The 22,426-nt window shown below is 65.8% G+C and carries 19 protein-coding genes and 1 pseudogene; 5 read left to right on the forward strand and 15 right to left on the reverse strand.

Annotated elements, in window-relative coordinates; genetic code table 11:
- The 8 genes and pseudogenes from ACOJTD_RS02430 to ACOJTD_RS02465 form a co-directional block, all read right to left on the reverse strand.
- Window positions 1-444: pseudogene (locus ACOJTD_RS02430) on the reverse strand (carbohydrate ABC transporter substrate-binding protein); the annotation flags it as partial.
- A gap of 114 nt (window positions 445-558) precedes the next feature.
- Window positions 559-888, reverse strand: coding sequence for a DUF2160 domain-containing protein (locus ACOJTD_RS02435; RefSeq protein ID WP_420131350.1), 330 nt, complete (start codon window positions 886-888; stop codon window positions 559-561).
- Window positions 889-1,085: 197 nt separating this feature from the next.
- On the reverse strand, window positions 1,086-1,877 hold the full coding sequence (locus tag ACOJTD_RS02440) for a carbohydrate ABC transporter permease (RefSeq protein ID WP_420131351.1): 792 nt from the start codon (window positions 1,875-1,877) through the stop codon (window positions 1,086-1,088).
- Entirely contained in the window at window positions 1,874-2,764 is an 891-nt protein-coding gene (locus tag ACOJTD_RS02445; protein ID WP_420131352.1) for a carbohydrate ABC transporter permease, read from the reverse strand. The genes ACOJTD_RS02440 and ACOJTD_RS02445 overlap by 4 nt, the downstream gene beginning before the upstream one ends.
- Before the next feature lie 2 nt (window positions 2,765-2,766).
- Window positions 2,767-3,840: an ABC transporter ATP-binding protein gene (locus ACOJTD_RS02450; RefSeq protein WP_420131353.1), complete on the reverse strand. Its 1,074-nt coding sequence runs from the start codon at window positions 3,838-3,840 to the stop codon at window positions 2,767-2,769.
- A gap of 2 nt (window positions 3,841-3,842) precedes the next feature.
- A complete protein-coding gene (locus ACOJTD_RS02455) occupies window positions 3,843-4,985 on the reverse strand; it encodes an ABC transporter ATP-binding protein (RefSeq protein WP_420131354.1) in 1,143 nt (380 codons plus the stop codon).
- 25 nt (window positions 4,986-5,010) lie between these two features.
- Window positions 5,011-6,792, reverse strand: coding sequence for a thiamine pyrophosphate-binding protein (locus ACOJTD_RS02460; protein ID WP_420131355.1), 1,782 nt, complete (start codon window positions 6,790-6,792; stop codon window positions 5,011-5,013).
- A 44-nt stretch (window positions 6,793-6,836) separates the two neighbouring features.
- Window positions 6,837-8,348: an FGGY-family carbohydrate kinase gene (locus ACOJTD_RS02465; RefSeq protein WP_420131356.1), complete on the reverse strand. Its 1,512-nt coding sequence runs from the start codon at window positions 8,346-8,348 to the stop codon at window positions 6,837-6,839.
- A gap of 255 nt (window positions 8,349-8,603) precedes the next feature.
- Between ACOJTD_RS02465 and ACOJTD_RS02470 the strand changes: the two genes are divergently transcribed.
- Entirely contained in the window at window positions 8,604-10,301 is a 1,698-nt protein-coding gene (locus ACOJTD_RS02470; RefSeq protein WP_420131357.1) for a glycerol-3-phosphate dehydrogenase/oxidase, read from the forward strand.
- Window positions 10,302-10,303: 2 nt separating this feature from the next.
- Window positions 10,304-11,080 (forward strand): GntR family transcriptional regulator, encoded by a 777-nt coding sequence (locus ACOJTD_RS02475; protein WP_420131358.1) that lies wholly within the window; start codon window positions 10,304-10,306, stop codon window positions 11,078-11,080.
- Between the two features lie 25 nt (window positions 11,081-11,105).
- On the opposite strand, the gene ACOJTD_RS02480 is transcribed toward ACOJTD_RS02475, so the two are convergent.
- From ACOJTD_RS02480 to ACOJTD_RS02500, 5 genes are all read right to left on the reverse strand, one after another.
- The gene (locus tag ACOJTD_RS02480; protein WP_420131359.1) at window positions 11,106-12,023 is read right to left on the reverse strand and encodes an ABC transporter permease; all 918 of its coding nucleotides are present in this window, start codon (window positions 12,021-12,023) and stop codon (window positions 11,106-11,108) included.
- A gap of 13 nt (window positions 12,024-12,036) precedes the next feature.
- A complete protein-coding gene (locus tag ACOJTD_RS02485; protein WP_420131360.1) occupies window positions 12,037-13,131 on the reverse strand; it encodes an ABC transporter permease in 1,095 nt (364 codons plus the stop codon).
- On the reverse strand, window positions 13,128-14,702 hold the full coding sequence (locus tag ACOJTD_RS02490; RefSeq protein ID WP_420131361.1) for an ABC transporter ATP-binding protein: 1,575 nt from the start codon (window positions 14,700-14,702) through the stop codon (window positions 13,128-13,130). Before ACOJTD_RS02490 ends, ACOJTD_RS02485 begins: the two co-directional genes overlap by 4 nt.
- A gap of 2 nt (window positions 14,703-14,704) precedes the next feature.
- Complete coding sequence (locus ACOJTD_RS02495; RefSeq protein WP_420131362.1) at window positions 14,705-15,673, reverse strand: BMP family protein; 969 nt, start codon at window positions 15,671-15,673, stop codon at window positions 14,705-14,707.
- 82 nt (window positions 15,674-15,755) lie between these two features.
- Entirely contained in the window at window positions 15,756-15,929 is a 174-nt protein-coding gene (locus tag ACOJTD_RS02500) for a hypothetical protein (RefSeq protein ID WP_420131363.1), read from the reverse strand.
- Between the two features lie 67 nt (window positions 15,930-15,996).
- Here ACOJTD_RS02500 and ACOJTD_RS02505 point away from each other — a divergent pair, with 67 nt between their 5' ends.
- Genes ACOJTD_RS02505 through ACOJTD_RS02515 form a run of 3 tightly spaced genes read left to right on the forward strand, consistent with a single transcriptional unit; the run spans window position 15,997 to window position 18,673 of the window.
- Window positions 15,997-16,803, forward strand: coding sequence for a cysteine hydrolase (locus ACOJTD_RS02505; protein ID WP_420131364.1), 807 nt, complete (start codon window positions 15,997-15,999; stop codon window positions 16,801-16,803).
- A 14-nt stretch (window positions 16,804-16,817) separates the two neighbouring features.
- The gene (locus tag ACOJTD_RS02510) at window positions 16,818-18,008 is read left to right on the forward strand and encodes an amidase (RefSeq protein WP_420131365.1); all 1,191 of its coding nucleotides are present in this window, start codon (window positions 16,818-16,820) and stop codon (window positions 18,006-18,008) included.
- Window positions 18,005-18,673, forward strand: coding sequence for a TetR/AcrR family transcriptional regulator (locus ACOJTD_RS02515; protein WP_420131366.1), 669 nt, complete (start codon window positions 18,005-18,007; stop codon window positions 18,671-18,673). The genes ACOJTD_RS02510 and ACOJTD_RS02515 overlap by 4 nt, the downstream gene beginning before the upstream one ends.
- 232 nt (window positions 18,674-18,905) lie before the next feature.
- On the opposite strand, the gene ACOJTD_RS02520 is transcribed toward ACOJTD_RS02515, so the two are convergent.
- Window positions 18,906-19,868, reverse strand: coding sequence for an MBL fold metallo-hydrolase (locus ACOJTD_RS02520; protein WP_420131367.1), 963 nt, complete (start codon window positions 19,866-19,868; stop codon window positions 18,906-18,908).
- Window positions 19,869-20,038: 170 nt separating this feature from the next.
- Window positions 20,039-22,078 carry a methyl-accepting chemotaxis protein gene (locus tag ACOJTD_RS02525; protein WP_420131368.1) on the reverse strand — a complete coding sequence of 680 codons (2,040 nt, stop codon included), beginning with the start codon at window positions 22,076-22,078 and terminating at the stop codon, window positions 20,039-20,041.
- Window positions 22,079-22,426: the final 348 nt, after the last annotated feature.

Below are 22,426 nucleotides of genomic sequence, written 5' to 3' on the forward strand. Positions count from 1 at the left end.
CTTGCCCTCGCCCTTCATGTAGTCCGACAGCGCGATGGTCTGGTTGTAGCGGAAGTGCGTGCCGATCAGGTCGCTATCGTTGATCCAGCCGTCATAGACGTTCTTGCCGGACTGCATCTGGGTCTGCAGCTTCTCGACGACATCGCCTTCCTGGATCAAATCGTGCTTCAGCTTGATGCCGGTGATCTCGCTGAACGCCTTGGCCAGGGTCTTGGATTCGTATTCGTGGGTGGTGAGCGTCTCGGAGACGACGTTGATCTCCATGCCCTTGAACGGCTCGGCCGCTTTGGCGTACCACTGCAGTTCCTTGAGCTGATCTTCCTTCGACAGCGTCGAGGGCTGGAATTCTTCGTCGATCCACTTCTTCAGCACGGCGTCGTCGGCCGACCACGCCGGCGCCGCCAGCGTCATCGAAGCCGCGACCAGCGCCGCAGCACTCGCCATCGTCATCAGCCGCGCACGGCCCCGTAAAGTTCGATATCCGAAATTGCGCATGTTCGATTTCCTCCGTTAGCGACCCCAGGCCCGGGTTTTCCCGGTGCCTTTCCCATTCGCCACTCAGACCTTGCGGAACACCGCTACGGCCATGACGAGCGAAATTCCACTTGCCAGCCAAAGACGCGAAACATCGAAACTCTCGTCGCCGACCGGCACGCTGAACAGCGGCTCGGTGCCGACGACGCCGATACAGACCAGATGAATCACCGCCGCGAGCACTAGCGAAATGAACAGCCGATCCCCGCGCGTCGTCGGAATATGCAGCACGCCGACGCGCTCGGTCTCGGGATAAGCGGCCGCGAGCCAGGTCATCACCGCAAGCGTGCAACCCAGCGCGACAAAGAATGCCGCCGTCGGCCATGTCCACGCCATCCATGCGAAGGAGTCCATGATCAGAGTTCTCCCCTTCGATCGTACCGGGCGAAGAGGGCCTCTCCGTCATTGCGAGCGAAGTGAAGTAGTCCAGAGGCCCGTGCATGGAGCCAGGTTGCTTCGTCGCGGAGCCTGCGCTCGGACGGCGCGAAGCGCCGATGCGATGGCTCCTCGCAAAGACGGGACAAACGTGGGCGCATCATCAGCCTGCTCCCCTACACCCGGCCCAGCGCGAAGCCGCTGGCGATGTGATTGCGGACGAACCAGATCACCAGCACACCCGGGATACTCGTCAGCACGCCGGCGGCAGCGAGCAGCCCCCAGTCGATGCCGGTCGCCGACACCGCCTGTGTCATGATCGCGGAGATCGCCCGGTTGTTGGTCAGCGTTCGCGCCAACAACAACTCGACCCACGAGAACATGAAGCAGAAGAACGCCGCGACACCGATGCCGCTGGCGATCAGCGGGACGAAGACGCGGACGAAGAAGGACGGCAGCGAATAGCCGTCGAGGAACGCCGTCTCGTCGATCTCGCGCGGCACGCCCGACATGAAGCCTTCGAGAATCCACACCGCCAGCGGCACGTTGAAGATGCAGTGCGCCAGCGCCACCGCCCAGATCGAGTCGAACAGGCCCACGGCCGAATACAGGTTGAAATACGGCAGCGCAAAGATCGCAGCCGGCGCCATACGATTCGACAGCAGCCAGAAGAACAGGTGCTTGTCGCCGAGAAAGCGGTAGCGCGAGAACGCATAGGCGGCCGGCAGCGCCACCGCGAGTGAGATCAGCGTATTGAGCGCCACATAGCCGATCGAAAACAGCAAGCCGCCCGACCAGTCCGGATTATTGAAGATATAGGCGTAGTTGCGCAGCGTCGGCTGCAGCGGCAGCAGCGTCATCGTGGTGGTGATCTCGAAAGTGTTCTTGAAGCTGAGATTGACCAGCCAATACAGCGGCAGCATCAGGAACAGGAGATAGAGGAACAGTGTCAGCCGCCGGGCGATCATGTGGCGCTCTCCGCGCTGTCTCGGGTGGTGATGACGGTGTAGAAGATCCAGCATACGATCAGCGTGATCAGCGTGTAGACGATCGACATCGCGCCGGCCTTGCCGAGATCGAACTGCCCGAGCGCGATCTTGACGAGATCGATCGACAGGAACGTCGTGTAATTGCCGGGCCCACCGCCAGTGACGATGAACGGCTCGGTGTAGATCATGAAGCTATCCATGAAGCGCAGCAGGATGCCGATCGTCAGGACACGCTGCAGCTTCGGCAGCTCGATCTTGCGAAACACCAGCCAGCGCGATGCGCCATCGATCCGGGCGGCCTGATAATAGGCGTCCGGGATCGCCCGCAGCCCGGCGTAGCACAAGAGCGCGATCAGGCTGGTCCAGTGCCAGACGTCCATCAGCACGACGACGACCCAGGAATCCACGGCGCTGTTGGTGTAATTGAACGGAATGCCGATCGCGTTGACGGTCCAGCCGAACAGGCCGATATTGTCACGAGCGTAGAGCTGCCAGATCACCCCGACGACGTTCCACGGCAGCAGCAGCGGCACCGCCATCATCACCAGGCAGAGTGCCAGCTTGAAACCGCGCTTCGGCATCGCGAGCGCCACCATCATGCCGAGCGGCACTTCGATCGCGAGAATAATCAGTGAAAAGCCGAGGCTGCGGCCGAGCGCACCGTAGAAGCGGCCGCCGAGCTCGGTGCTCGGATTAAGCAGTTCGACGTACCATTGCAGGCCGTTCCAGAAGAACTGATTGTTGCCGAACGTATCCTGCACCGAATAGTTCACCACCGTCATCAGCGGCAGCAGCGCGTTGAACGCCACCAGGCAGAACATCGGCAGGACGAGAAACCAGGCGCGGTTGTCGGATGGTTTGCCCATGGTCATGCCACCTTGCAGCTCTGGTAATAAACGTGAATGCGGGTGGGATCCGGCACCAGCACGGCGCTGTCGGCCGGAACGCCTTCGTCCTCGTCGATCACCGCCGAGATCGGCAGGCCGTCGAGGTCGCAATGCACGATCTTGACCCGACCGATATCGTCGAACCGGCGGACCCGCACCGGCAGACCGGCGCCGCCGCGCGTCAGGCGCAGATGCTCCGGGCGAATGCCGATCTCGTAGTCGCCGGCCGGCGCGGTCTGCGGCAATCCGCTGCGGAGCGTGACGACGTGGCTGCCGACATGGGCGCGATCGCCGTCGATCCGGGCCGGCAGCACGTTCATGCCAGGGGAGCCGATGAAGTAGCCGACGAAGGTGTGGGCCGGCTCGTCGAACAATTGCTGTGGCGTGCCGACCTGCACGACTTCGCCCTGATACATCACCACCACCTGGTCGGCGAAAGTCAGCGCCTCGGTCTGGTCATGGGTGACGTAGATCATCGTCACATCGGTCTCGGCGTGGACCCGGCGGATCTGCGCGCGCAGCAGCCACTTCAGATGCGGGTCGATCACCGTCAGCGGCTCGTCGAACAGGATCGCCTCGACGTCGGCGCGCACCAGGCCGCGCCCAAGCGACACCTTTTGCTTGAGATCCGCCGTCAGTCCCTTGGCGCGCCGGCTCATCAGCGGCTCGAGGCCGAGCATGTGCGCCACCTGCTTGACCCGCGCTGCGGTCTCACCCTTGCCGACGCCGCGATTGCGCAGCGGGAAAGCGAGATTCTCCGCCACCGTCATGGTGTCGTAGATCACCGGAAACTGGAACACCTGGGCGATGTTGCGCTCTTCGGTCGAGACCTGGGAGACGTCGCGGCCGTCAAACAAAATGCGGCCGTGCGACGGCTTCACCAGCCCGGAGATGACGTTGAGCAACGTCGTCTTGCCGCATCCGCTGGGCCCGAGCAACGCGTAAGCGCCGCCCTGGCGCCACGTCATGTTCATCTTCTTCAGCGCCCACTGCCACGGCTGGGTCGGGTTGACGAGATAGCTGTGGGCGAGATTTTCGAGCTCGATACACGCCATCGTCAGTTCCACCCGGCACTTACGGCGGCCTTGCTCACGGGAGACGCGACCAGCCTGTCGTCCGCGTCGAACACGTAGAAGCGCGCGGGATCGAGATGAATGGAGATGCGATCGCCCGGCACATGCTCGTGGATGCCGGCCAGCAAAGCGATCCAGCGCTCGCCGCCATCGGTGTCGATGTGCAGGAAGCTGTCCGAGCCGGACAGCTCGGAGACGGCGACTTCTCCGAACACCGGGATCGATGCCGCTGAGGTCGGCTTCAGACTCACATGATGCGCGCGGAAGCCCGCAATGTAGCGGCCCGGCGCCAGTTTGGCGAACTCGGCCGGCGCCTCGAACGGCACCAGCTCGGCGGCGGCGCCGCCGTTCGGCTCGGTCGCGATCCGGAGCCCGACGCGGCCGCTGTCAGCCACATACATCGTGGCGAAATTCATCGGCGGATCAGACATCGTCTGCGCAGTGATGCGATCGAGCGGACGGCGGTAGACGTCCATGGTCTCGGCAAACTGCGTCACGCGCCCCTCGTGCAGCGTGGCAGTGCGACCGCCGAGCAGCAGCGCCTCGCTCGGTTCGGTCGTCGCATAGACGAAGATCGACCCGGTCTTCTCGAAGATCTTCGGCAGTTCGACGCGTAGCTCTTCGCGCAGCTTGTAGTCGAGGTTGGCCAGCGGCTCGTCGAGCAGGACCAGCTCGGCATCCTTGACGATGGCGCGCGCGATCGCGGTGCGTTGTTGCTGGCCACCGGACAGTTGCAGCGGGGTCTTCTGCAGCACCGCGTCGAGCTTGAGCAGCTTGGCGGCCTCGGTGACGCGGCGGTCGATCTCGGGCTTCTTAAGACCCTTCGTCCGCAGCGGCGCCGCGATATTGTCATAGACGCTGAACGCCGGATAGTTGATGAACTGCTGATACACCATCGCGACGCTGCGGCGACGCACCGACTGACCGGTGACGTCGCGTCCGTTGACGAGGACGCGTCCCTCGGTCGGCTGCTCTAGCCCGGCGAGCAGCCGCATCAGCGAGGTCTTGCCTGCGAGGGTGGGACCGAGCAGCACGTTCACGGTCCCCTCCCCGAATGTCAGCGAGACCTTGCTGACATGGTCCGCGCCGCCGACGCGGTAGCTCACATTCTGCAGTTCGATCGGCACGGAGCGCTCCTCGCGTATCGGGGGCTCAGCCGGCGACGCCGTCGGGCGAGCGGGTCCAGTCGCGCAGCTCGTAAACCGTACCAGGGCGCGGCTGCACCTTGCCGGGCTGGCTGAGCCGGCGGCGGAAGCCATGGATCGGCGTCGCGCGCGGATCGATCAGCACTTCGAGCACGACGGGGCCGTCGCACGCGAAGGCGCGGTCGATCGCATCTTCGATCTCGTCGGGCGTCTTGACGCGGATGCCGGTCAGGCCGAGCGCTTCTGCGGCCGCCGCGTAGTTCGGCTTGCCGTCGAACGACAGATCGACCGACTGGCGCAGATTGGTGAAGTAGAATTCCTCCCACATCTGCAGCCAGCCGAGGATGCCGTTGTTCAGCACGACATTGACGATCTTCATGCGGTTCTGTGCATGCGTCGCCAATTCGCCGATCGCGAACGAATGCCCGCCGTCGCCCGCCACGGTGACGACGCGGCCGCCATTCTTGGCGAGCAGCGCGCCGGCGCCGATCGCCGCCGGGATCGAATAGCCAAGGCCACCCTGGCCGCGCGCATAGAGGAAGTTGCGGCCGGCCTGCGTCGCCGGGATGTGCACGCCGATCCAGCCAGCCGCCCAGCTCGCGTCCGAAATCACCACGTCCTGCGGCGCCAGCTTCTGCGCCAGCGCGCGCATCACCCGCGCCGGATGGATCGGCACCGCCGACGAGGCCGCCTCGCCGGCGTTCGCGGCGTCGTATTGCGCCTTTACCTGCGCGATGTGGTCGAGCCATTCCTGGCGCGGCTTCGCGGTGATCAGCCCATCGAGCATTTCCAGCGTCAGCTTGACGTCGCCGCACAGCGGCACGCTCGGCCGGAAGGTGCGGCCATGTTCGAGCGGGTCGGAGTCGATGGTGATGGTGGCCTGGCCCGGGCGCGGCAGCGTCCAGTTGATCGCAGTGTTCTGGCTCGCCTTCGAGCCGCACCACACGATCAGGTCGGCCTCCTTGATCAGTTCGATCGCCGCCGCGGAGCCGAGCGGGTTGAGCACGCCGGCCGCATAGGCCCGCGTCTCCGGCACCGCGCCTTTGCCGGACAGGCTGGTCACGACCAGCGGCTGCACCCGATCGGTGATCTGGGTCAGCAGTTCCGCCGCGTCCGAACCATGCACGCCGCCGCCGGCCACGATCGCGGGCCGCTTCGCGGCGTTGATCAGCCGCGCGGCCTGCGCGATGTCGTGATGCGACGGCGCGTAGCGGATCGACGGCGCGCGGATCGTGCGCTCGTCGACCACCACCTTGATGGCGGACTCGTCCCACTCGGCGTCCATCACGTCATGTGGAATGATCAGCACCACCGGGCCGGGACGCGGCGAAGTCGCGATGCGGAAAGCGCTGCGTACCAGATCCGGGAGCGCCGCGACGCTCGGCACCATGAAGGTCGCCTTGGTGATCGGCTGGAAGAATGCGACCTGATCGAACCCTTGCGACGCGACGCCCTTGGAGCGCAGCGACGTCCAGGCGAGCGGCAATTCGCCGACGATCGCCACCATCGGGATCGAGGCGTTCAGCGCCTCGACCAGACCGTCCGGCAACTTGGTAGCACCCGGACCGACGGTGACGTCGCAGACGCCGGGCTTGCCGGTCAGTCGCGCATAGGCATCGGCCGCATAGCCGGCGCTGCGTTCGTCGCGAACGAGGATGTGCCGGATCGCAGGCGAACGTCGCGCGATTCCGTCGTGCAGAGCTGCCGTCTGGCCCCCCGGCATCCCGAATACGAACTCGACCTCGAGCTGCTGCAGCATCTCCGCGAGCAGATCGCCGATATGGGCCATTAAAACTCTCCTTGTCTTGACGTCTTGGGATTCGAACGGACGCGTCAGTCGTGCGCGTTGATCGCACCGAGCGCGCTGACGGCGCGTCGGAACTGGGTGAACTTGCGGTCGTAGAAGGCGTGGCGCTCCGGGTCCGGCTCGAACCGGTCGACCACGCGCACCATTTGGTCGACGGCTTCCGGCACGCTGGCGTGCAGGCCGATCGCCACTGTCGCGGCGATCGCGCCGCCGCGTGCGCCGAGCTCCGAGCCATCGGTGACTTCGATCGGTAGACCGAGCGCGTTGGCGAACAACTGCCCCCAGATCCTGCTCCGCGACGCGCCACCGGCGAGACGAATACTTTCGGGCCGCGCCGCGTCGGAGCCGGACAGCAGCCGCTCGATGTCGGACCGGTGCGCGAAGGCGACGCCCTCGAAGATCGCGCGGATGACGTCGCCGAGGTCGTTCGACGCCTGCATGCCGATCAGTCCAGCAGGCGCACCGTCGGGACTGCCGAACAGGAACGGCAGAAACAGGATGTGATTGTCACGCTGCAGGGCGCTACCGACCAGATCGTTGCAGACGTCGTAGATCGAGCTGCCGTTGGCGACGGCGCGCGCCGCCTCGCCGTCCAGCACGTTGCGGCAGAACCATTCGAAATTCGACGCCGACGTCGCCGAGCCTTCGGTCGCGAGCATCCAGCCGTCGATCGGATACGGCATCTGCAGGAACGGCATCACGCTGAGCCGCGGCGAAGAGTGCAGCGTCGAGTTGATACTGAAGGTGCCAGCCACCATGCTGAGCTGATCGGGCCGGGTGACACCGGATGCAAGCGACGACCCCGCCACATCGACGACGCCGCGCACCACGGGTGTGCCTTCGCGAAGACCGGTCAGCGTCGCTGCATCGGACGAAATCTTGCCTGCGACATCGATCGACGGCCGAATCGGCGGCAGCTTCGAGCGCCACTTGGACAACCCAAGATCGTCGAGCATCTCCTCAGCGTAGTCCGACGTATTGACGTCGATGAAGCCTGCAATGCCGGCGTCGGTCGGATCGGTCGAGATGTCACCGCACAGCCGCGAGCGCAGGAAGTCCTTGCACATCAGCACCGACGTCGTTCTGTCGACCACCTCGGGCTCGTTCGCCTGCAGCCAGGCCATCAGGGTGATCGCCTGCCCCGGCCAGATCCGCTGCTGAATGCGCTGCTCGTTGCGGGCGGCGCGGCCGTCGACACGCCAATCGTCGACGATCGCGGTAGCACGACTGTCGGTCGAGACCACACCGGGGCGGACCGCATGACCATCCTGACCGACCAGATAGATCCCGCTGCCGTAACCGGTGACCGAGATCGCCGCGATGTCGGAGGGATCAGTCCCGGAGTTATCGAGGAGTGCCTGCACTGCTTTGGCGGCGGCACCCCACATCACCTCCACGTCGCGCTCGGTATGGCCCGGCTTGGGAAACAGCATGCGGTTCGGCTGCCGCTCGCAAGCCAGCTCATGGCCAGCGGCATCGAATAGCGCAGCCTTGGTCATGGTACCGCCGGCGTCGATGCCGATGATGCGCTCGCGCATCGCGTTCCTCCCTGGAGATCTCTCTTTGGAGATCCGATCTTGTAATTATATGTAAGGAAGTCATGGCAGGTATTACCTGTCAACCGCCCCATTTTTGGAAACTTGTATCTGAATAATTGTATCTAATTACCAATTACTACGCAGTGCAGCATGACTTCGTGCTGCAGAGCGAAATACAAGATGCAAGGGAATCGAACTTGTAATTATAAGTTTGCCCACCTTAGATGTACCGAAACGCACCTAGGGAGGACCTTTATGCAAACGCGCGACGTCGCGCTCGGGCGGGCAACATCCAATCAAACGCCCGAGGTGCTGATCATCGGCGGCGGGATCAACGGCATCGGCACCTTTCGCGACCTCGCGCAGCAGGGCGTCGCGGCCTTGCTGGTCGAGCGCGGCGACTTTTGCTCCGGAACCAGCGCAGCGCCGTCGCGGCTGATCCATGGTGGGCTGCGCTATCTCGAAACCGGCGAGCTCTCGCTCGTCCGTGAGTCCCTGATCGAACGCAACCGGCTGTTGTTGAATGCACCGCACGTCGTCAAACCGTTGCGGATCTGGGTCCCGGTCCGAAGCTGGTTCGGCGGCGCGATCGGTGCGGTCGGGCGGGCACTCCGGTTGAAGCGCAATCCCGGCACCAAGGGTGCGCTGGTCGTGAAGATCGGCCTGCTGCTCTACGACATCCTGGGCCGGACATTCGAAACGATGCCGCGCCACCGCTTCATCGGTGCGCGCGAGCGCACCACGACGCTGCCGGGACTGGCGCGCGAGGTTCACACCGTCGCCGAGTACTACGATGCCAAGGTCACGATGCCGGAGCGGCTCGGTCTCGAACTGATCGACGATTCCGAGCAGGATTGCCCGGCCGCGCTGGCGCTGCCTTACGTCGAAGTCACCGGCACCGCCAACGGCGCAGTGCAGCTTCGCGACGTGATCGGCGGCCGCACGTTCGAGGTGCGCCCGCGCGTGGTGGTCAATTGCAGCGGCGCCTGGCTCGACCGGGTCGATGCGCGGCTGGCGATCGACGCCAAGCTGATCGGCGGCACCAAGGGCTCGCATCTGGTGCTGCGCAATCCCGAACTCGCCCGCCAGCTCGGCGATATCATGCTGTACTACGAGACTCCCGATTTCCGTATCTGCCTGGTGTACGCGCTGGACGACCGGCACGTATTGCTCGGCACCACCGATATCCAGACCGACCAGCCCGACGATCCGGTCTGCACCCAGGCCGAGGTCGACTACCTGTACCGCACGCTCGAGGATGTGCTGCCGGGCGTGCACGTCAGCGATGACCAGATCGTGTTCGCCTATGCGGGCGTGCGTCCGCTGCCGCTCACCGAGGGTGCGGTCGCAGGCGCGATCAGCCGCGATCACGAGCTGCGCGAGTTCGAGCCGAGCCCGCAGCGGCCATTCCCGGTGCTGTCGCTGGTCGGCGGCAAGTGGACCACCTATCGGGCTTGCGCCGAGCAGATCGCCGACGCGGCGCTGGAACGGCTGGGGAAGACACGTCGCGCCGACACCGCTAATGTCGCGATCGGCGGCGGCGACGGCTGGCCGGCCAGCGAGGCCGACCGGCAACGCAGGATGCAGGAAACCGCGCGGGCCACCGGCCTCTCGGAGGACCGCATCGCCGGGCTGTTCGATCGCTACGGCGTCAACGCGTCGGCCTATCTGGCGTCGCTCGGATCCGGCGGAGAGACCATGCTGCAAAGCCTCGCCCACTACGCGAAACAGGAAATCGCCTTTATCGCGACCCATGAGCGCGTGACGCGACTGGACGACGTGCTGCTGCGGCGCACGCCGATCGCCCTGCTGGGCGATGCCTCGCCGCCGGTCATCGAAGAAATCGCCGGCGTGGTGGCCGGCGCGCTGGGTTGGAGCGAGGCTCGCAATGCGCAGGAAATCACGACGACGAAACAGATTTTGGCTCAACGACACACGGTGAAGAGGACCTGACCTTGAGCGAGAATTACTCCGGCGGAGATATGCTCCGCGACGTTCACTACGCCGCGGCCGACCGCAACGCATCGGCTCCACTGTGGTCGCAGGTCAAGACCGCCGTACTCGACATGATCGCAAACACGCCGCTGGTCGAGCACGCGCGGCTGCCTTCGGAGGCCGAGCTATGTGCGCAATTCAACGTGTCGCGGACCGTGGTCCGTGAGGCGCTGAACCAGCTCGTGTTCGAGCGGGTGATCTACAAGCTGCAGGGCAAGGGCGCATTCGTCGCCAGCCGCCGCGAGGATCAGGACTTCCTCGATTCCAACATCGGCTTCAGCGGCGAGTGGCGCGAGCGCAACCGTCCGGTGTCGCGCCGAATCCTGCGGCAGGAACTCGAACAGGCTTCGGATCGCGCTGCGCATCTGCTGCGTCTAACGACCGACCGCACCGTGATCGGCCTCGACCGTGTGATGAGCGTCGACGGCACGCCGCGCATCATCGTCTACACCAACGTGGTGGCGGCGATAGCTCCCGGCCTCGAACGTGTCCAGCTCGAGAACCGCTCGCTGTACGAGACGCTGTTTCGCAAATTCGGCCTCAAGATGCGCCGCGCCGAACGCTGGCTGGCCGCCGTCAACGCCAATGCCGAACAGGCGCACCTGCTCGGCGTGCCTGAGAACACGCCGCTGATCGCAATCGAGTCGATCGGCTTCGCCACCCACAAGGAGCCCGTCGAGTACTACCGGGCCTATTACCGCACCGACATCGGCCGCCTGCATTTCTCGGTCGGCTGAGACCGAGGTTTTCGCCAGCGCTAGCTCAGCGCCGATACGGCTCGCCCAGCGTCGCCGGCGCCATCTGGCGGCCGACCAGACCTCCGACGGCGAGCAGCGCCAGCAGATAGGGCAGCATGATCAGCAGCGCGTTCGGCACATTGACGCCGAGCGCGGGGAGCTGGAATTGCAGCGCCGTCGCGGCGCCGAACAACAGGCACGCCAGCGTAATGCCGCCGATCCGCCATTTGCCGAAGATCACCGAGGCGATCGCCAGATAGCCGGCGCCGCGCGTCATGCCCTCCGTGAAGGTGTGGATGTCGCCGATCGACAGAAAGGCGCCGGCCAGCGACGCCATGAAGCCGGCGAACACCACCACGCCGTAACGCACCGCCGTCACCGACAGGCCGGATTTATCGACCGCCTTCGGCTCGGCACCTGCGGCGTGGATCGCGAGCCCGAGCGAGGTGAAACGCAGCACCAGCGCGGTGATGATGATGATGGCGATGCCGGCGTACAGCAGCCAGACCTGCTCGAACACCGCGGGGCCGATGATCGGAATGTCGCCGAGCAGCGGCGGCTTGATCTTGGCGAGGCCGGGGATTTCGGCGCGCGAGCGTGCGCCGAAGATCTCGCGATAGGCCAGCGTGGTGGCGCCGAGCACCAGGATGTTGATGCCGATGCCGGAGACGATCTGGTTGGCGCGCAGCGTGTTGCTGAGAAAGGCTTGAAGCAGCGACACCGGCACCACCGAGATGATGCCGATTAGCAGCCCGACCAGCGGATCGTCGGTCGCCCAAGCGCCGACTGCGGCGGCGAAGGCCGACATGAGCATCATGCCTTCGATGCTCATGTTGAGGACGCCGGCGCGCTCGCTGACCATCTCGCCGATGCCGGCCAGCAGCAGCGGCGTGGCGAGGCGGATCGACGAGCCGAGGAAGACCGCAAACAGCTCCCAAGTCATTTGCTCACCATGCTCATGCGCGCCGCTCCCACTTCTCGATGAACAGCGCCGCGCCGGCGAGCGTGATCACGATCAGGCCTTGGATCACCACGACCAACGCGGTCGGCACCGCCGCGACCATTTCCATATTGATGCCGCCGGAGCGCATGAAGCCGAACAGCAGCGAGGCGGCGATCACCCCCGGGATCGAGCCGCGCGACAGCAGCCCGGCGACCAGCCCGTCGAAGCCGTAGCCCGAGGAGAAGCCGTCTTTCAGCGTGTGCTGCTCGCCGAGCAGCATCAGTGCGCCGGAGAGGCCGCCGAGCGCACCGGCACCAGCCAGAGCGAAGATCACGGTCTTCGCATACGAGATGCCGGCGCGATGCGCCGCGACCGGGTTGAGTCCGACCGCACGCAGCCGCACGCCGAAGATGGTCTTGGCGAGCAGCACGCCGACCACCAGCGCGATCAGCAGCGTCAATGGCAGGCCGATATGCACCGGAAAGCCGTAGTCGCCGGTCAACAGCGGCAGTTGCGTCGCCTCCGGGATCTCCAGCGATTCCGGCAGCGTCGCCGAACTGGTCATCGGCTTGCGCAACAGCGCCGGCGACTGCACACACCAATACAGCAGCCAGACGCCGATGAACGACAGCAACAGCGTCGAGATCACCTCGTTGGTACCGGACTTCACCTTGAGCACCGCGGCCAGAGCGCCCCACAGCGCACCGGCAACCACCGCAGCGAGCATCGGCAGCATGAAGGCGAGGCCGAGCGGCAGATCGGCGACGTGACCGTACAGCGCCACAGCAGTGGCGGCGAGGCCGCCGACCGCGATCTGGCCCTCGCCGCCGACATTGGTGAGATTGGCACGGTTGGCCAGTACGAAGCCGAAGCCGACCAGCGCGAACACGCAGGCGCGATTGAGCGACGCAGCGAGCGCATAGGGCGAGCCGATCGTGCCGTCGATGAACGCCTCGATGGCGTCCGGCACCGACACGCCGATCGCGGCGATCAGCGCGAGGCCGACGGCGGCGGCGAAAGCGACTGCCGCGATCGGAACTAACAACGACGGCCGCATCTTCAAGCGCAGCGACGCAGGTGCGGGTTTCTGTTGATCGAGCACCGTCATTGCGCCTGCCCTGCCATCATTGCGCCGATCTCCGCCTTGCGGGCCGGATCGGCCGCGCAGGTGCCCATGATCCGGCCGCGATACAGCACCGCGATGCGATCGGCGACGCTGAGCAGTTCGTCGAGTTCGGACGACACCAGCAGCACCGCGATGCCACGGCCGCAGGCTTCGCGGATATGGCCGTACACTGCCGCGACCGCGCCGACATCCAGCCCGCGCGTCGGCTGCGACGCGACCAGGCACGACAGGTTCGGCAGCGTGATCTCGCGCGCCAGCACCGCCTTCTGCTGATTGCCGCCCGACAGGCTGGAGAACGGCGCGCCCGGCCCGCGGGCACGGACATCGAAGCGCTGCATCAGCGTCGTGGCTTCGCGCTGCAGCGCGGTGCGGTTGAGGAAGCCGAGGCGCGTGAACTCATCAAGCCGGTTGAGATAGATGTTTTCGGCGAGACTCATGCCGAGCACGCAGCCGACGGCGTGGCGATCCTCCGAGACAATGCCGATTCCGGCGGCGGTGATTTCCTTCGGAGAGCGCCCGGTCAGATCGGCCTCGCCCAAGTAATAGCGCCCGGAGGTCGGTGCCATCATGCCGGCCAGCACGGCGGCGAGTTCGCTCTGGCCGTTGCCCTCGACGCCGGCGACGCCGACGATCTCGCCGCGATCGACTGTGAGCGTAAAGTTATCGAGCCGGGTGACGCCCTGACGATCCTTCACCGTCAGCCCGTCGATCTGCAGCGCCTCGACCTTGCTGCGTGGCGGCGGCTGATGGCCGACATGCTCGACCTTGCCGAGCCCGAGCGTCGAGGCGGCGGTGCCGTCGAGCTCGGCGACGTCGCCATGGATCATCGCCTGCACCAGCGCATCGATGTCACGCGCCGGCGCGTCCGAGGTTGCGACGGTGCGGCCGCCGCGCAGCACGGTGACGCGATCGGCGACTTCCTTGATCTCGGCGAGCTTGTGAGTAACCAGCACCACGGCGCGGCCGCTGGCAGCGACGCGGCGGCAGACCTGCAGCAGCGCGGCGATCTCGTCCGGCAGCAGCACGGCAGTCGGTTCATCCAGCACGAACAGCTGCGGATCGCGGATCAGGCATTTGACGATCTCGACCCGCTGCCGCTCGCCGACCGACAGATCGTCGATCTTGGCATTGGGATCGAGCGGCAGACCGTAGTCGGTGGCCAGCTTGGCGAGCTGGCGCGCGCATTCCTTGCGGTTGAGCACGCCGCGGCCGCGGCCGAGCAGCACGTTGTCGACGACGCTCATGTCGCCGACGAGGCTGAAATGCTGGTGCACCATGGCGATGCCCTGGGCCAGCGCGTCGGCCGGCCCGGACGGCTGATAGGCGGCGCCGCGATAGCTCATCGCGCCGCCGTCCGGCCGGTGCGCGCCGAACATCACGTTGCACAGCGTCGATTTGCCGGCGCCGTTTTCGCCCAGGATGCAATGCACCTCGCCCGGTCGCAGGTCGAGCGAGACCTCCGACAATGCGGTGAAGCTGCCGAACCGCTTCGTCACCTGCGACAGGCTGAGCAGCGGCGCGGACGCTTCCGCGGCGGGCGAGGTGCTGATCATGACTAGCCCTTCAGCACCTTGATCTTGCCGGCGAGCAGATCCTTCATGATGGCGTCGAGCTTGGCCTTCTGCTCCGGCGTGCCTCCGCAGATCACCATGTTGGAGGCTTCCGGTCCCATCTTCAGGCCGAACTCCTTGTAGCCCGGCGCCCACGAACCCTTCACAGCTTCGTCGATCGCGTACTGTACCTGATAGCCGGTGCCGGTGATCGAATAGGCGACGTAGAGCGGATCGGTTCCGCAGCGATCGGTGTAGCTGCCGATGATGTGGGTGCCCTTCTCCTTCGCGGCCTGCTCCATGCCGCGCAGGCCGAGATTGAGGATGTGGTAGTGGATGTCGGCGCCCTGCGCGATCGCCGCCAGCGTGGCTTCCTTGGCCTTGGCGACGTCGTCGAAATCGCCGGTGTAGTTCTCGGTGTACTTGATGTTCGGATTGATCGACTTGGCGCCGTTGCCGAATTCCTTACCGGCGTTGACGATCGACGGGATCTCGAGCCCGCCGACGTAGCTGATGGCGCCGTTCTTCGACAGCATCGCCGCGGCGGCGCCCGCCACATAGGCGATCTCGGCTTGCTTGACGTCGTAGCCGGCGACATTCGGGGCGCTCTCGCCGTCATTGCCGCCAACGATCGAGAAGTGCACTTTCGGGAAGCGCTTGGCAATCTTGTACACCGACGCCTGGGTCTGGCCGCCGACGCCGATCACCAGCGTGTTCTTGCTGGCGAGGTTGGTCAGCGCCTGGTCCATATCGGCGTAGTTGATGTTCTCGATCATCTGCACCTTGATCTTGTCGCCGTACTTCTTCTCGGCAGCCATCAGGCCGTCGTAGGACGACTCCATCCAGCCCTTGTCGGACTTCGATCCCGGAATCAGGATGCCGACCTTGAGCGGCTCGGCGTGAGCAAGCGTGGCGGACAATGTCAGCGCGCCGGTGAGCAGCGCGGCCTTCAGGACGGAACGGCGTGACCTCATAAGAGCCCTCTTGGAAGCTGAATTGGTTTCGGCGCTCTCCCTGCAGCAAGCGGCATGCCAACGCGTCAGGCAATTGAATTAATTAGATAATTGCCTCGGCGTAGCCGCCCGAAACAAACAAATGCTTACTTTTTGAGCCGACCGCTGCGACTTTTGTCGAATCTGCGAGCAGGCCCGCCGCCGCTTCCGCCAGGCCGCGTTGAAACTGCTCGCAAATCATCGCTGGCAGCGAACTTGCAAACAGGAAGATCGGCACAGTTTGTCATCGCACGCCTCGAGGTCTGCACCTCTCCCGACGATGACGATCGCAACGGAGAATCAAGATGAAGACCAGCGAGCAGCGCGCCCAGCCGATCAGCGGCGGTCAGCTCGGCATCGGCCGGCAGACCGCGTGGTGGGCCGACGACACCACCGTCGACATGGCGATGCCGGGGCCCGCGCCGGTCGCGATCACCATCCCCTGCGCGCCGCAGAACGTCACGGTCGATCTCAACCGCACCGCGATCGTGGTGATCGACATGCAGAACGACTTCTGCACCGCCGGCGGCTGGGTCGATCATATCGGCGGCGACTATCGTCCCGACCGCAAGCCGATCGAGCCGCTGCAGAAGCTGCTGCCCGTCCTACGCCAGGCAGGCGTGCCGGTGATCTGGGTCAACTGGGGCAACCGGCCGGATCTCGCCAACATGCCGCCGAACCAGATCCATCTCTACAAGCCGAAGGGCACCGGCACAGGGCTCGGCGATCCGCTCCCCGGCAGCGGCGCGCGCGTGCTGGAGAAGGACTCCTGGGCCGCCGCGGTGGTCGACGAGCTGCCGCAGGAGGCGCACGACATCAAGGTCGACAAGTATCGGATTAGCGGCTTCTGGGACACGCCGCTCGACAGCATCCTGCGCAATCTCGGCATCCGCTCGGTGCTGTTCACCGGCGTCAATACAGATCAATGCGTGATGCACTCGCTGACCGATGCCAACTTCCTCGGCTATGGCTGCATTCTGGTGGAAGACTGCTGCGCGACGTCGTCGCCGGAGTTCTGCACCGAGGCGTCGATCTGGAACGTGAAGAAGTGCTTCGGCTTCGTCACCGACTCCGGCGCGATCATCTCGGCGCTCGGCAAGCGCGCCGGATAAGCGGCATTCACGCGATGCAAGCCTATCACGCCAGCAGCGCGTTCATTCCGGGGCCGCTGCTGCAGGTCGCCGCGACCGCGTCCGGTCCGCTCGACGAGCTGAGCTTCGCCGTCAAGGACCTGATCGACGTCGCCGGCACCGTCACCGGCGGCGGCAACCCGGACTGGCTGCGCACGCATGACCCGGCGCCGCGTTCGGCGCCGGTGGTGGAGCGATTACTTGCGGCCGGCGCCAGCGTGCTCGGCAAGACCATCACCGACGAACTCGCGTTCAGCCTCGAAGGCGTCAATGCGCATTACGGCACACCGCTGAATGCCGCGTGCCCCGACCGGATTCCCGGCGGCTCGTCGTCCGGCTCGGCCTCGGCGGTCGCGGCGGGACTCGTCGACTTCGCGCTCGGCACCGATACCGGCGGCTCGGTGCGCGTGCCGGCGAGCTTCTGTGGCCTTCACGGCATCCGACCAACTCATGATGCGATCCCGCTCGACGGCGTGCTGCCGTTCGCGCCGAGCTACGACACCATCGGCTGGTTTGCGCGCGATGCCGCGATGCTGGCACGCGTCGGCGATGTGCTGCTGCCGCAAGCCATACCCACACCGATCGAGACGCTGGTGATCGTGCGCGATGCCTTCGCGATCGCGGATGAACCGGTCGCAGCGGCGTTGCGCGAGGTCTGCCAAAGGCTCGGCGCCACGCAGGAGATCGACGTGTTCGGCGGCGCCGAGGCCGACTGGTTCGAGGCCTATCGCATCCTGCAGGGCGCCGAGAACTGGCGCGAACTCGGGCCGTGGATCAGCGCGACGAAGCCGACCTTCGGCGAGGCGATTGCACCACGCTTCGCCGGCACCGCGGAGATCACCGTGGACGATGTCGCGCGCTGGCAGCCGCTGCGCGACGCGATCCGCACCCGGCTGCGCGCGGAGCTGAGCGGCGGCATCGCCTGGCTGATCCCGACCGCTCCGTGCATCGCGCTGCCCAAGGATATGCCCGGCGCCGGCGAGCAGATCGGTCCGTTCTACGGGCGCGCGCTGACGCTGACGTCGATCGCCGGCCATGCCGGCCTGCCGCAGATCAGCCTTCCCGTGGCCACCGTCGACGGCTGCCCCGTCGGCCTCTCGATCATTGGCGGCGCCGGCCAGGACCGCGCGCTGCTCGACGCGGCGCGCCGTCTCGCCGCGCGTCTGCACAACCGGACTTCGACATGACAGACCCGATCGCCGATCTCGACGCCGCCAGCAAGCCGCGGCGCCGGCCGCGCCGCTCCGCCGAGCAGAACCGCGCCGAGATTCTCAAGGCCGCCACCGCCGAGTTCGCCACGCACGGCTACGCCGGCGCGCGCATCGACCGCATCGTCAAGAAGGCTGGTTCCAACCCCCGGATGATCTACGAGCAGTTCGGCAGCAAGTCGGCGCTCTACGTCGCGACGTTGGAAAGCGCGCTCGGCGCGCTTCGCACCGAAGAGCTGACGCTCGACCTGATGCATCTCGATCCGCTCGAGGGACTCCTCAAGCTGTTCGACTTCATGAACGGCCATTTCGAGCGCAACGGCCATCTGGTCAGCCTGCTGCGCAGCGAGAACATGTTGAAGGCCCGGCACATCCGCAAATCGGCGCGGATCCGCGAGATGTCCTCACCGGTGCTGACGATGACCAAGCGGCTGCTGGCGCGCGGCGTCGCCGAAGGCCGGCTCGCCGCCGACATCGATCCGCTACGGCTCTATGTAATGATCGCGGCACTCAGCCAGTTCCACCTCGCCAATGCCCACACCCTGTCGTCGGAATTCGAAACCGACCTCAGCGCCGCCCACTGGCGCACTGCCCGCCGCGCCGACGCGCGAAAGATGCTGACGGCGTATCTGGAGAAGAAGTGAGACGTGATCACGAGCGGATTAATTCGTTCGTTAGCCAGACTTTCAAGACGCACTGTCCTCATCCTGAGGAGCCCGGCGCAGCCGGGCGTCTCGAAGGATGGGGCTACGCGTGCCCGTGGCCCATGGTTCGAGACGGCGCTTCGCGCCTCCTCACCATGAGGCGGCGCTTGCAGCAGGCTCGAGATCGGCACTTGCAACCAGCGCCGATTGAAAACCGCAAGCGCGATCGCCCCTACAACGAGATCTCCATCAGGTCGCGAGCGACCACCAGCGGGCCGGTGTAGTGCTTCTTGACGTCCTGCATCCACATCTCGTCGCTGATGGTGTCGATGTCGCCGGGCACCAGATGCGTCATCACCAGTTTCTTGACCTTGGCGGCGGCGGCGAGCTTGCCGAGGTCTTCGGTGGTGGTGTGCGAGGCGATCAGGTGCTCCTTGAGCGTCGAGGCATTCTTGATCCGCGCCGCCAGCGCGTCGACGCCCGGCACGTACAGCGCTTCATGGATCAGCAGATCAGCGCCCTCGGCGAACTTGGCGATCTCCGGATTGTAGGCGGAGTCGCAGACATAGACGATCACGCCCTTCGGCGTCTCGAACTTGTAGGCGTAATTGCGCTCGAGGATTGGCGGATGCGGCGTGCGCAGTGCCGTCACCTTGACCTTGTCGGTCGCCATCACCGGGCCGGACTCGGTGATCTCCTTGACGACAAGGAATTTGCGCGGATCGGGCTTGCCCTCGTCGGGCATCCGGATCTCGATATCGTCCTTCATCGACTGCCAGAACGCCTGCGCCAACCCGTCGAGCCCGACCGGCCCGAACGCGTCGATCGGGTGGTTGAGGCCGGCCGACCACGCGCCATAGACCATGTTGCCGAATTCGAGCACGTGGTCGGAGTGCATGTGGGTGACGAACACGTAGCGCAGGCTCGGCAGCGCGACCTTGGCCTCGACCAGCCGCCGCGCGACGCCGTAACCGCAGTCGATCACGAACGGCACTCCGTCGACCAGCAACACGTTGGCCGGATTGGAACGCCCGGCGCCGATGCGCGGCCCGCCCTTCGTGCCGAGGAAGATCCACTTCACGCCGCTCTCGGCGCCGGCCTGCTGCGCAGCCGCAGGCCGGCCCTTCAGACCGAGCGCGCCGGCGACACCGCCGGCCAAAGAGAGTTGCAGAAGCCTGCGCCGATCGAGAGACATCCGGGTTCCTTTCAGAGGAGATCGCGCCGCGCGAAGCGACGGTGACGAACGGGTAGAACGCGAGTCCGGCCGTCGCAAGGCAGGAGCCGGACTCGTTTAGTTCAATCAGTCATGCCGAAGCGGGATGCGAGGACGCGGCGGAACCGCGACTTCGCTGAAGATGCAGATCCTCACGCCGCGCGAACGTTGCCGAGGAATTCGGAGATCCGTGCGGTGAGGTCGTTGCTGCGCGCCGACAAGTCGTCCGCCTTGGCGATCATCCGCAGCGCCGCGGCTTCGGCCTCCGCCATCGCCGACGACACCGAGCCGACATTCGCCGAGACGTCCTTGGTGCCGAGTACAGCCTGCTGCGCGTTTTCGGCGATCTCGCCGGTGGACTGGCGCTGCTGCGTCACCGCCGCCGAGATATCCGACGTCACCGCATCGACCCGCTCGATCGTCGAGGCGATCGTCTTGATGACGTCGACCACGGCGCTGGTTTCGGTTTCGACGCTGGCGATCTGCGCGGCGATTTCCTCGGTGGCCTTGGCGGTCTGCGTCGCCAGCGCCTTCACCTCGCTCGCCACAACCGCGAAGCCACGGCCGGCCTCGCCGGCGCGCGCCGCCTCGATGGTGGCGTTGAGCGCCAGCAGGTTGGTCTGGTTTGCGATGCCCTGGATGAACTTGATGATCGCGCCGATCTTCTCGACCGCGCCGTTCAGCCCGTCGATGCGATGATTGGCATCGGCGACCTCGCGCACCGCCTCGCTGGCGATGCCGGCGCAAGTCTGCAGGCGCTCGGCCACCGACTTGATCGCCACGCTCATCTCCTCGGCGCCGCCCGCAATGGTGGCGACGTTGACCGACGCCTCCTCGGCGCCGGCCGCGACGCTGGCGGCGCGCGCCGACGTGCCCGAGGCGAGGCGCGAGCAGAACTCGGCGTCCTCACGCACCGCGCTGCCGGCGACACCGACGCCTTCGATCGCCTCGCGCGAGGCCGCGTCGAACGCCAGCGTCAGCTGCTCGATCCGCACCGCCCGCTGCTCGCGTGCCTCGCGCTCGGCGCGGCTCTCGCTTTCCAGCGCGTCGGCGGTGACCGCGTTGAGCCGCAGCGTCTCCAGCGCAGCAGCGATCTCCCCGATCTCGTCCTTGCGACCGCGCGCCGGCACCTCGACGGTGCGGTCGCCGTCGGCGAGCCGCGAGATCGCGGCGGTCATCGCCACCAGCTGCCGCACCACGCGGCGATCGAACATGATCACCACGCCGATCACCAGCGCCAGCACGAGAACCAGTCCAATGCAGACTGCGACCAGCCGCAGCAGCGAAGCGTCGCGCTCCTGCCCGGCGACCTGGATCGCCAGCGTCATCGCGGCGGCGCGGATCGGCGTCACCGAGCGCGCCGGATCGACCAGGCTCTTCAGCACTTCCTGAAACGTCATGCCGTATTGGCCGGTGCTCAGCCCCTTGGCGGTGAGGTCGGCGATCAGCGGATCTGCCTGGAAGAACTCGGTCGATGCGTTGCGCACAGCGGCCTGGAGCGATTGCGCGCTGCCATAGCCGGACGCTGCCGCCTGCAGTCGGAGCCAAGCATGGCGGATTTCGCCGGTCAGCACCGACGCCTGCTCGACGTCGGCGATCGTCAGCTTCTTACTGCTGCCGGCCGCGCGGGTGAAGTAGCTGGCGCGGCGGCCGGCAGCGTCACGCATGTCCCACGCCAAGCGAGCGATCTCGACCAGGCTGCCGACGCTGTCATGCGCTGCTGCGGCGCTGCGTTCGAGCGGGTTGGCGAGCGCATCGAGATCGTTGCTGAGGTCGAGCATCTGCGGGACGTAGTCGCGGATCAGCGCCGGATCGCGCTGCGCCCGCGGCTGCTGATAGGCCTGATCGCGCCGCACATACATGTCCTTGAGGCGAAGCCCGATGCGGTCGAGCGAGTAGAGCGCGCGGTCCCGCTCGGGATAGCTCGCCGCCCCGATGGCGCCGCGCGTCGCGGCCAGCGCCTGCGTCACCGCTTCGCGCGCCTTGGCGATCTGCGTCAGCGCGGCGGCGCTCGGCCGCTCGTCGGCGACCAGCGGCGCGTTCTGTGGGCCGCGGCTGATCGAGACCTGCTCGGTCGCCTGCAGCAGCGCCGAGACCGCCTCGGCGAGCAGTTCGGCCTGATCGGCATGGCGATAGCCGCGCCAGCCCTGCATCACGAAGACAGTTGCGGCAGCGACGATCACGATCGTCATCGCAGCTACACAGACGAGAAAAAGAGCACGAACGCGCATGAAGCCCCCAAGCAATGCCGCAGTCTTGGTTGGAGGTACTAGCTTAAGGAAATTTGAATGCGGAGCACCTGCACCTGCCCCGTGTTTTGACTGGTTAAGAGCTTTGCGGCCTGATCGCTAAACAAGTCAGAGAACTACAATCGAAATTACGCGAAGCGCCCAGCGCATGATCACAGTGATCGCCGCAACAGCACGGGAATGACGAGCCCGCACGCAATCGGCGTGTTTGTTGATCACTCCAGCCGCAATCACCGCGCATCAACTGATCGAGCCTCGGCATAAACGAATGACCGTCATGCGTGGTCATCA

This window comes from Rhodopseudomonas sp. (assembly GCF_048594845.1).
GTDB lineage: Bacteria > Pseudomonadota > Alphaproteobacteria > Rhizobiales > Xanthobacteraceae > Rhodopseudomonas.

Bases quoted from the DNA above. Each gene is read 5' to 3' on its own strand.
- ACOJTD_RS02480 (WP_420131359.1), bottom strand. From the start codon at position 12,023: ATGACTTGGGAGCTGTTTGCGGTCTTCCTCGGCTCGTCGATCCGCCTC.
- ACOJTD_RS02490 (WP_420131361.1), bottom strand. From the start codon at position 14,702: ATGATCAGCACCTCGCCCGCCGCGGAAGCGTCCGCGCCGCTGCTCAGC.
- ACOJTD_RS02435 (WP_420131350.1), bottom strand. From the start codon at position 888: ATGGACTCCTTCGCATGGATGGCGTGGACATGGCCGACGGCGGCATTC.
- ACOJTD_RS02520 (WP_420131367.1), bottom strand. From the start codon at position 19,868: ATGTCTCTCGATCGGCGCAGGCTTCTGCAACTCTCTTTGGCCGGCGGT.
- ACOJTD_RS02515 (WP_420131366.1), top strand. From the start codon at position 18,005: ATGACAGACCCGATCGCCGATCTCGACGCCGCCAGCAAGCCGCGGCGC.
- ACOJTD_RS02460 (WP_420131355.1), bottom strand. From the start codon at position 6,792: ATGGCCCATATCGGCGATCTGCTCGCGGAGATGCTGCAGCAGCTCGAG.
- ACOJTD_RS02525 (WP_420131368.1), bottom strand. From the start codon at position 22,078: ATGACGATCGTGATCGTCGCTGCCGCAACTGTCTTCGTGATGCAGGGC.
- ACOJTD_RS02440 (WP_420131351.1), bottom strand. From the start codon at position 1,877: ATGATCGCCCGGCGGCTGACACTGTTCCTCTATCTCCTGTTCCTGATG.
- ACOJTD_RS02505 (WP_420131364.1), top strand. From the start codon at position 15,997: ATGAAGACCAGCGAGCAGCGCGCCCAGCCGATCAGCGGCGGTCAGCTC.
- ACOJTD_RS02450 (WP_420131353.1), bottom strand. From the start codon at position 3,840: ATGGCGTGTATCGAGCTCGAAAATCTCGCCCACAGCTATCTCGTCAAC.
- ACOJTD_RS02495 (WP_420131362.1), bottom strand. From the start codon at position 15,673: ATGAGGTCACGCCGTTCCGTCCTGAAGGCCGCGCTGCTCACCGGCGCG.
- ACOJTD_RS02465 (WP_420131356.1), bottom strand. From the start codon at position 8,348: ATGCGCGAGCGCATCATCGGCATCGACGCCGGCGGTACCATGACCAAG.
- ACOJTD_RS02470 (WP_420131357.1), top strand. From the start codon at position 8,604: ATGCAAACGCGCGACGTCGCGCTCGGGCGGGCAACATCCAATCAAACG.
- ACOJTD_RS02485 (WP_420131360.1), bottom strand. From the start codon at position 13,131: ATGACGGTGCTCGATCAACAGAAACCCGCACCTGCGTCGCTGCGCTTG.
- ACOJTD_RS02510 (WP_420131365.1), top strand. From the start codon at position 16,818: ATGCAAGCCTATCACGCCAGCAGCGCGTTCATTCCGGGGCCGCTGCTG.
- ACOJTD_RS02445 (WP_420131352.1), bottom strand. From the start codon at position 2,764: ATGGGCAAACCATCCGACAACCGCGCCTGGTTTCTCGTCCTGCCGATG.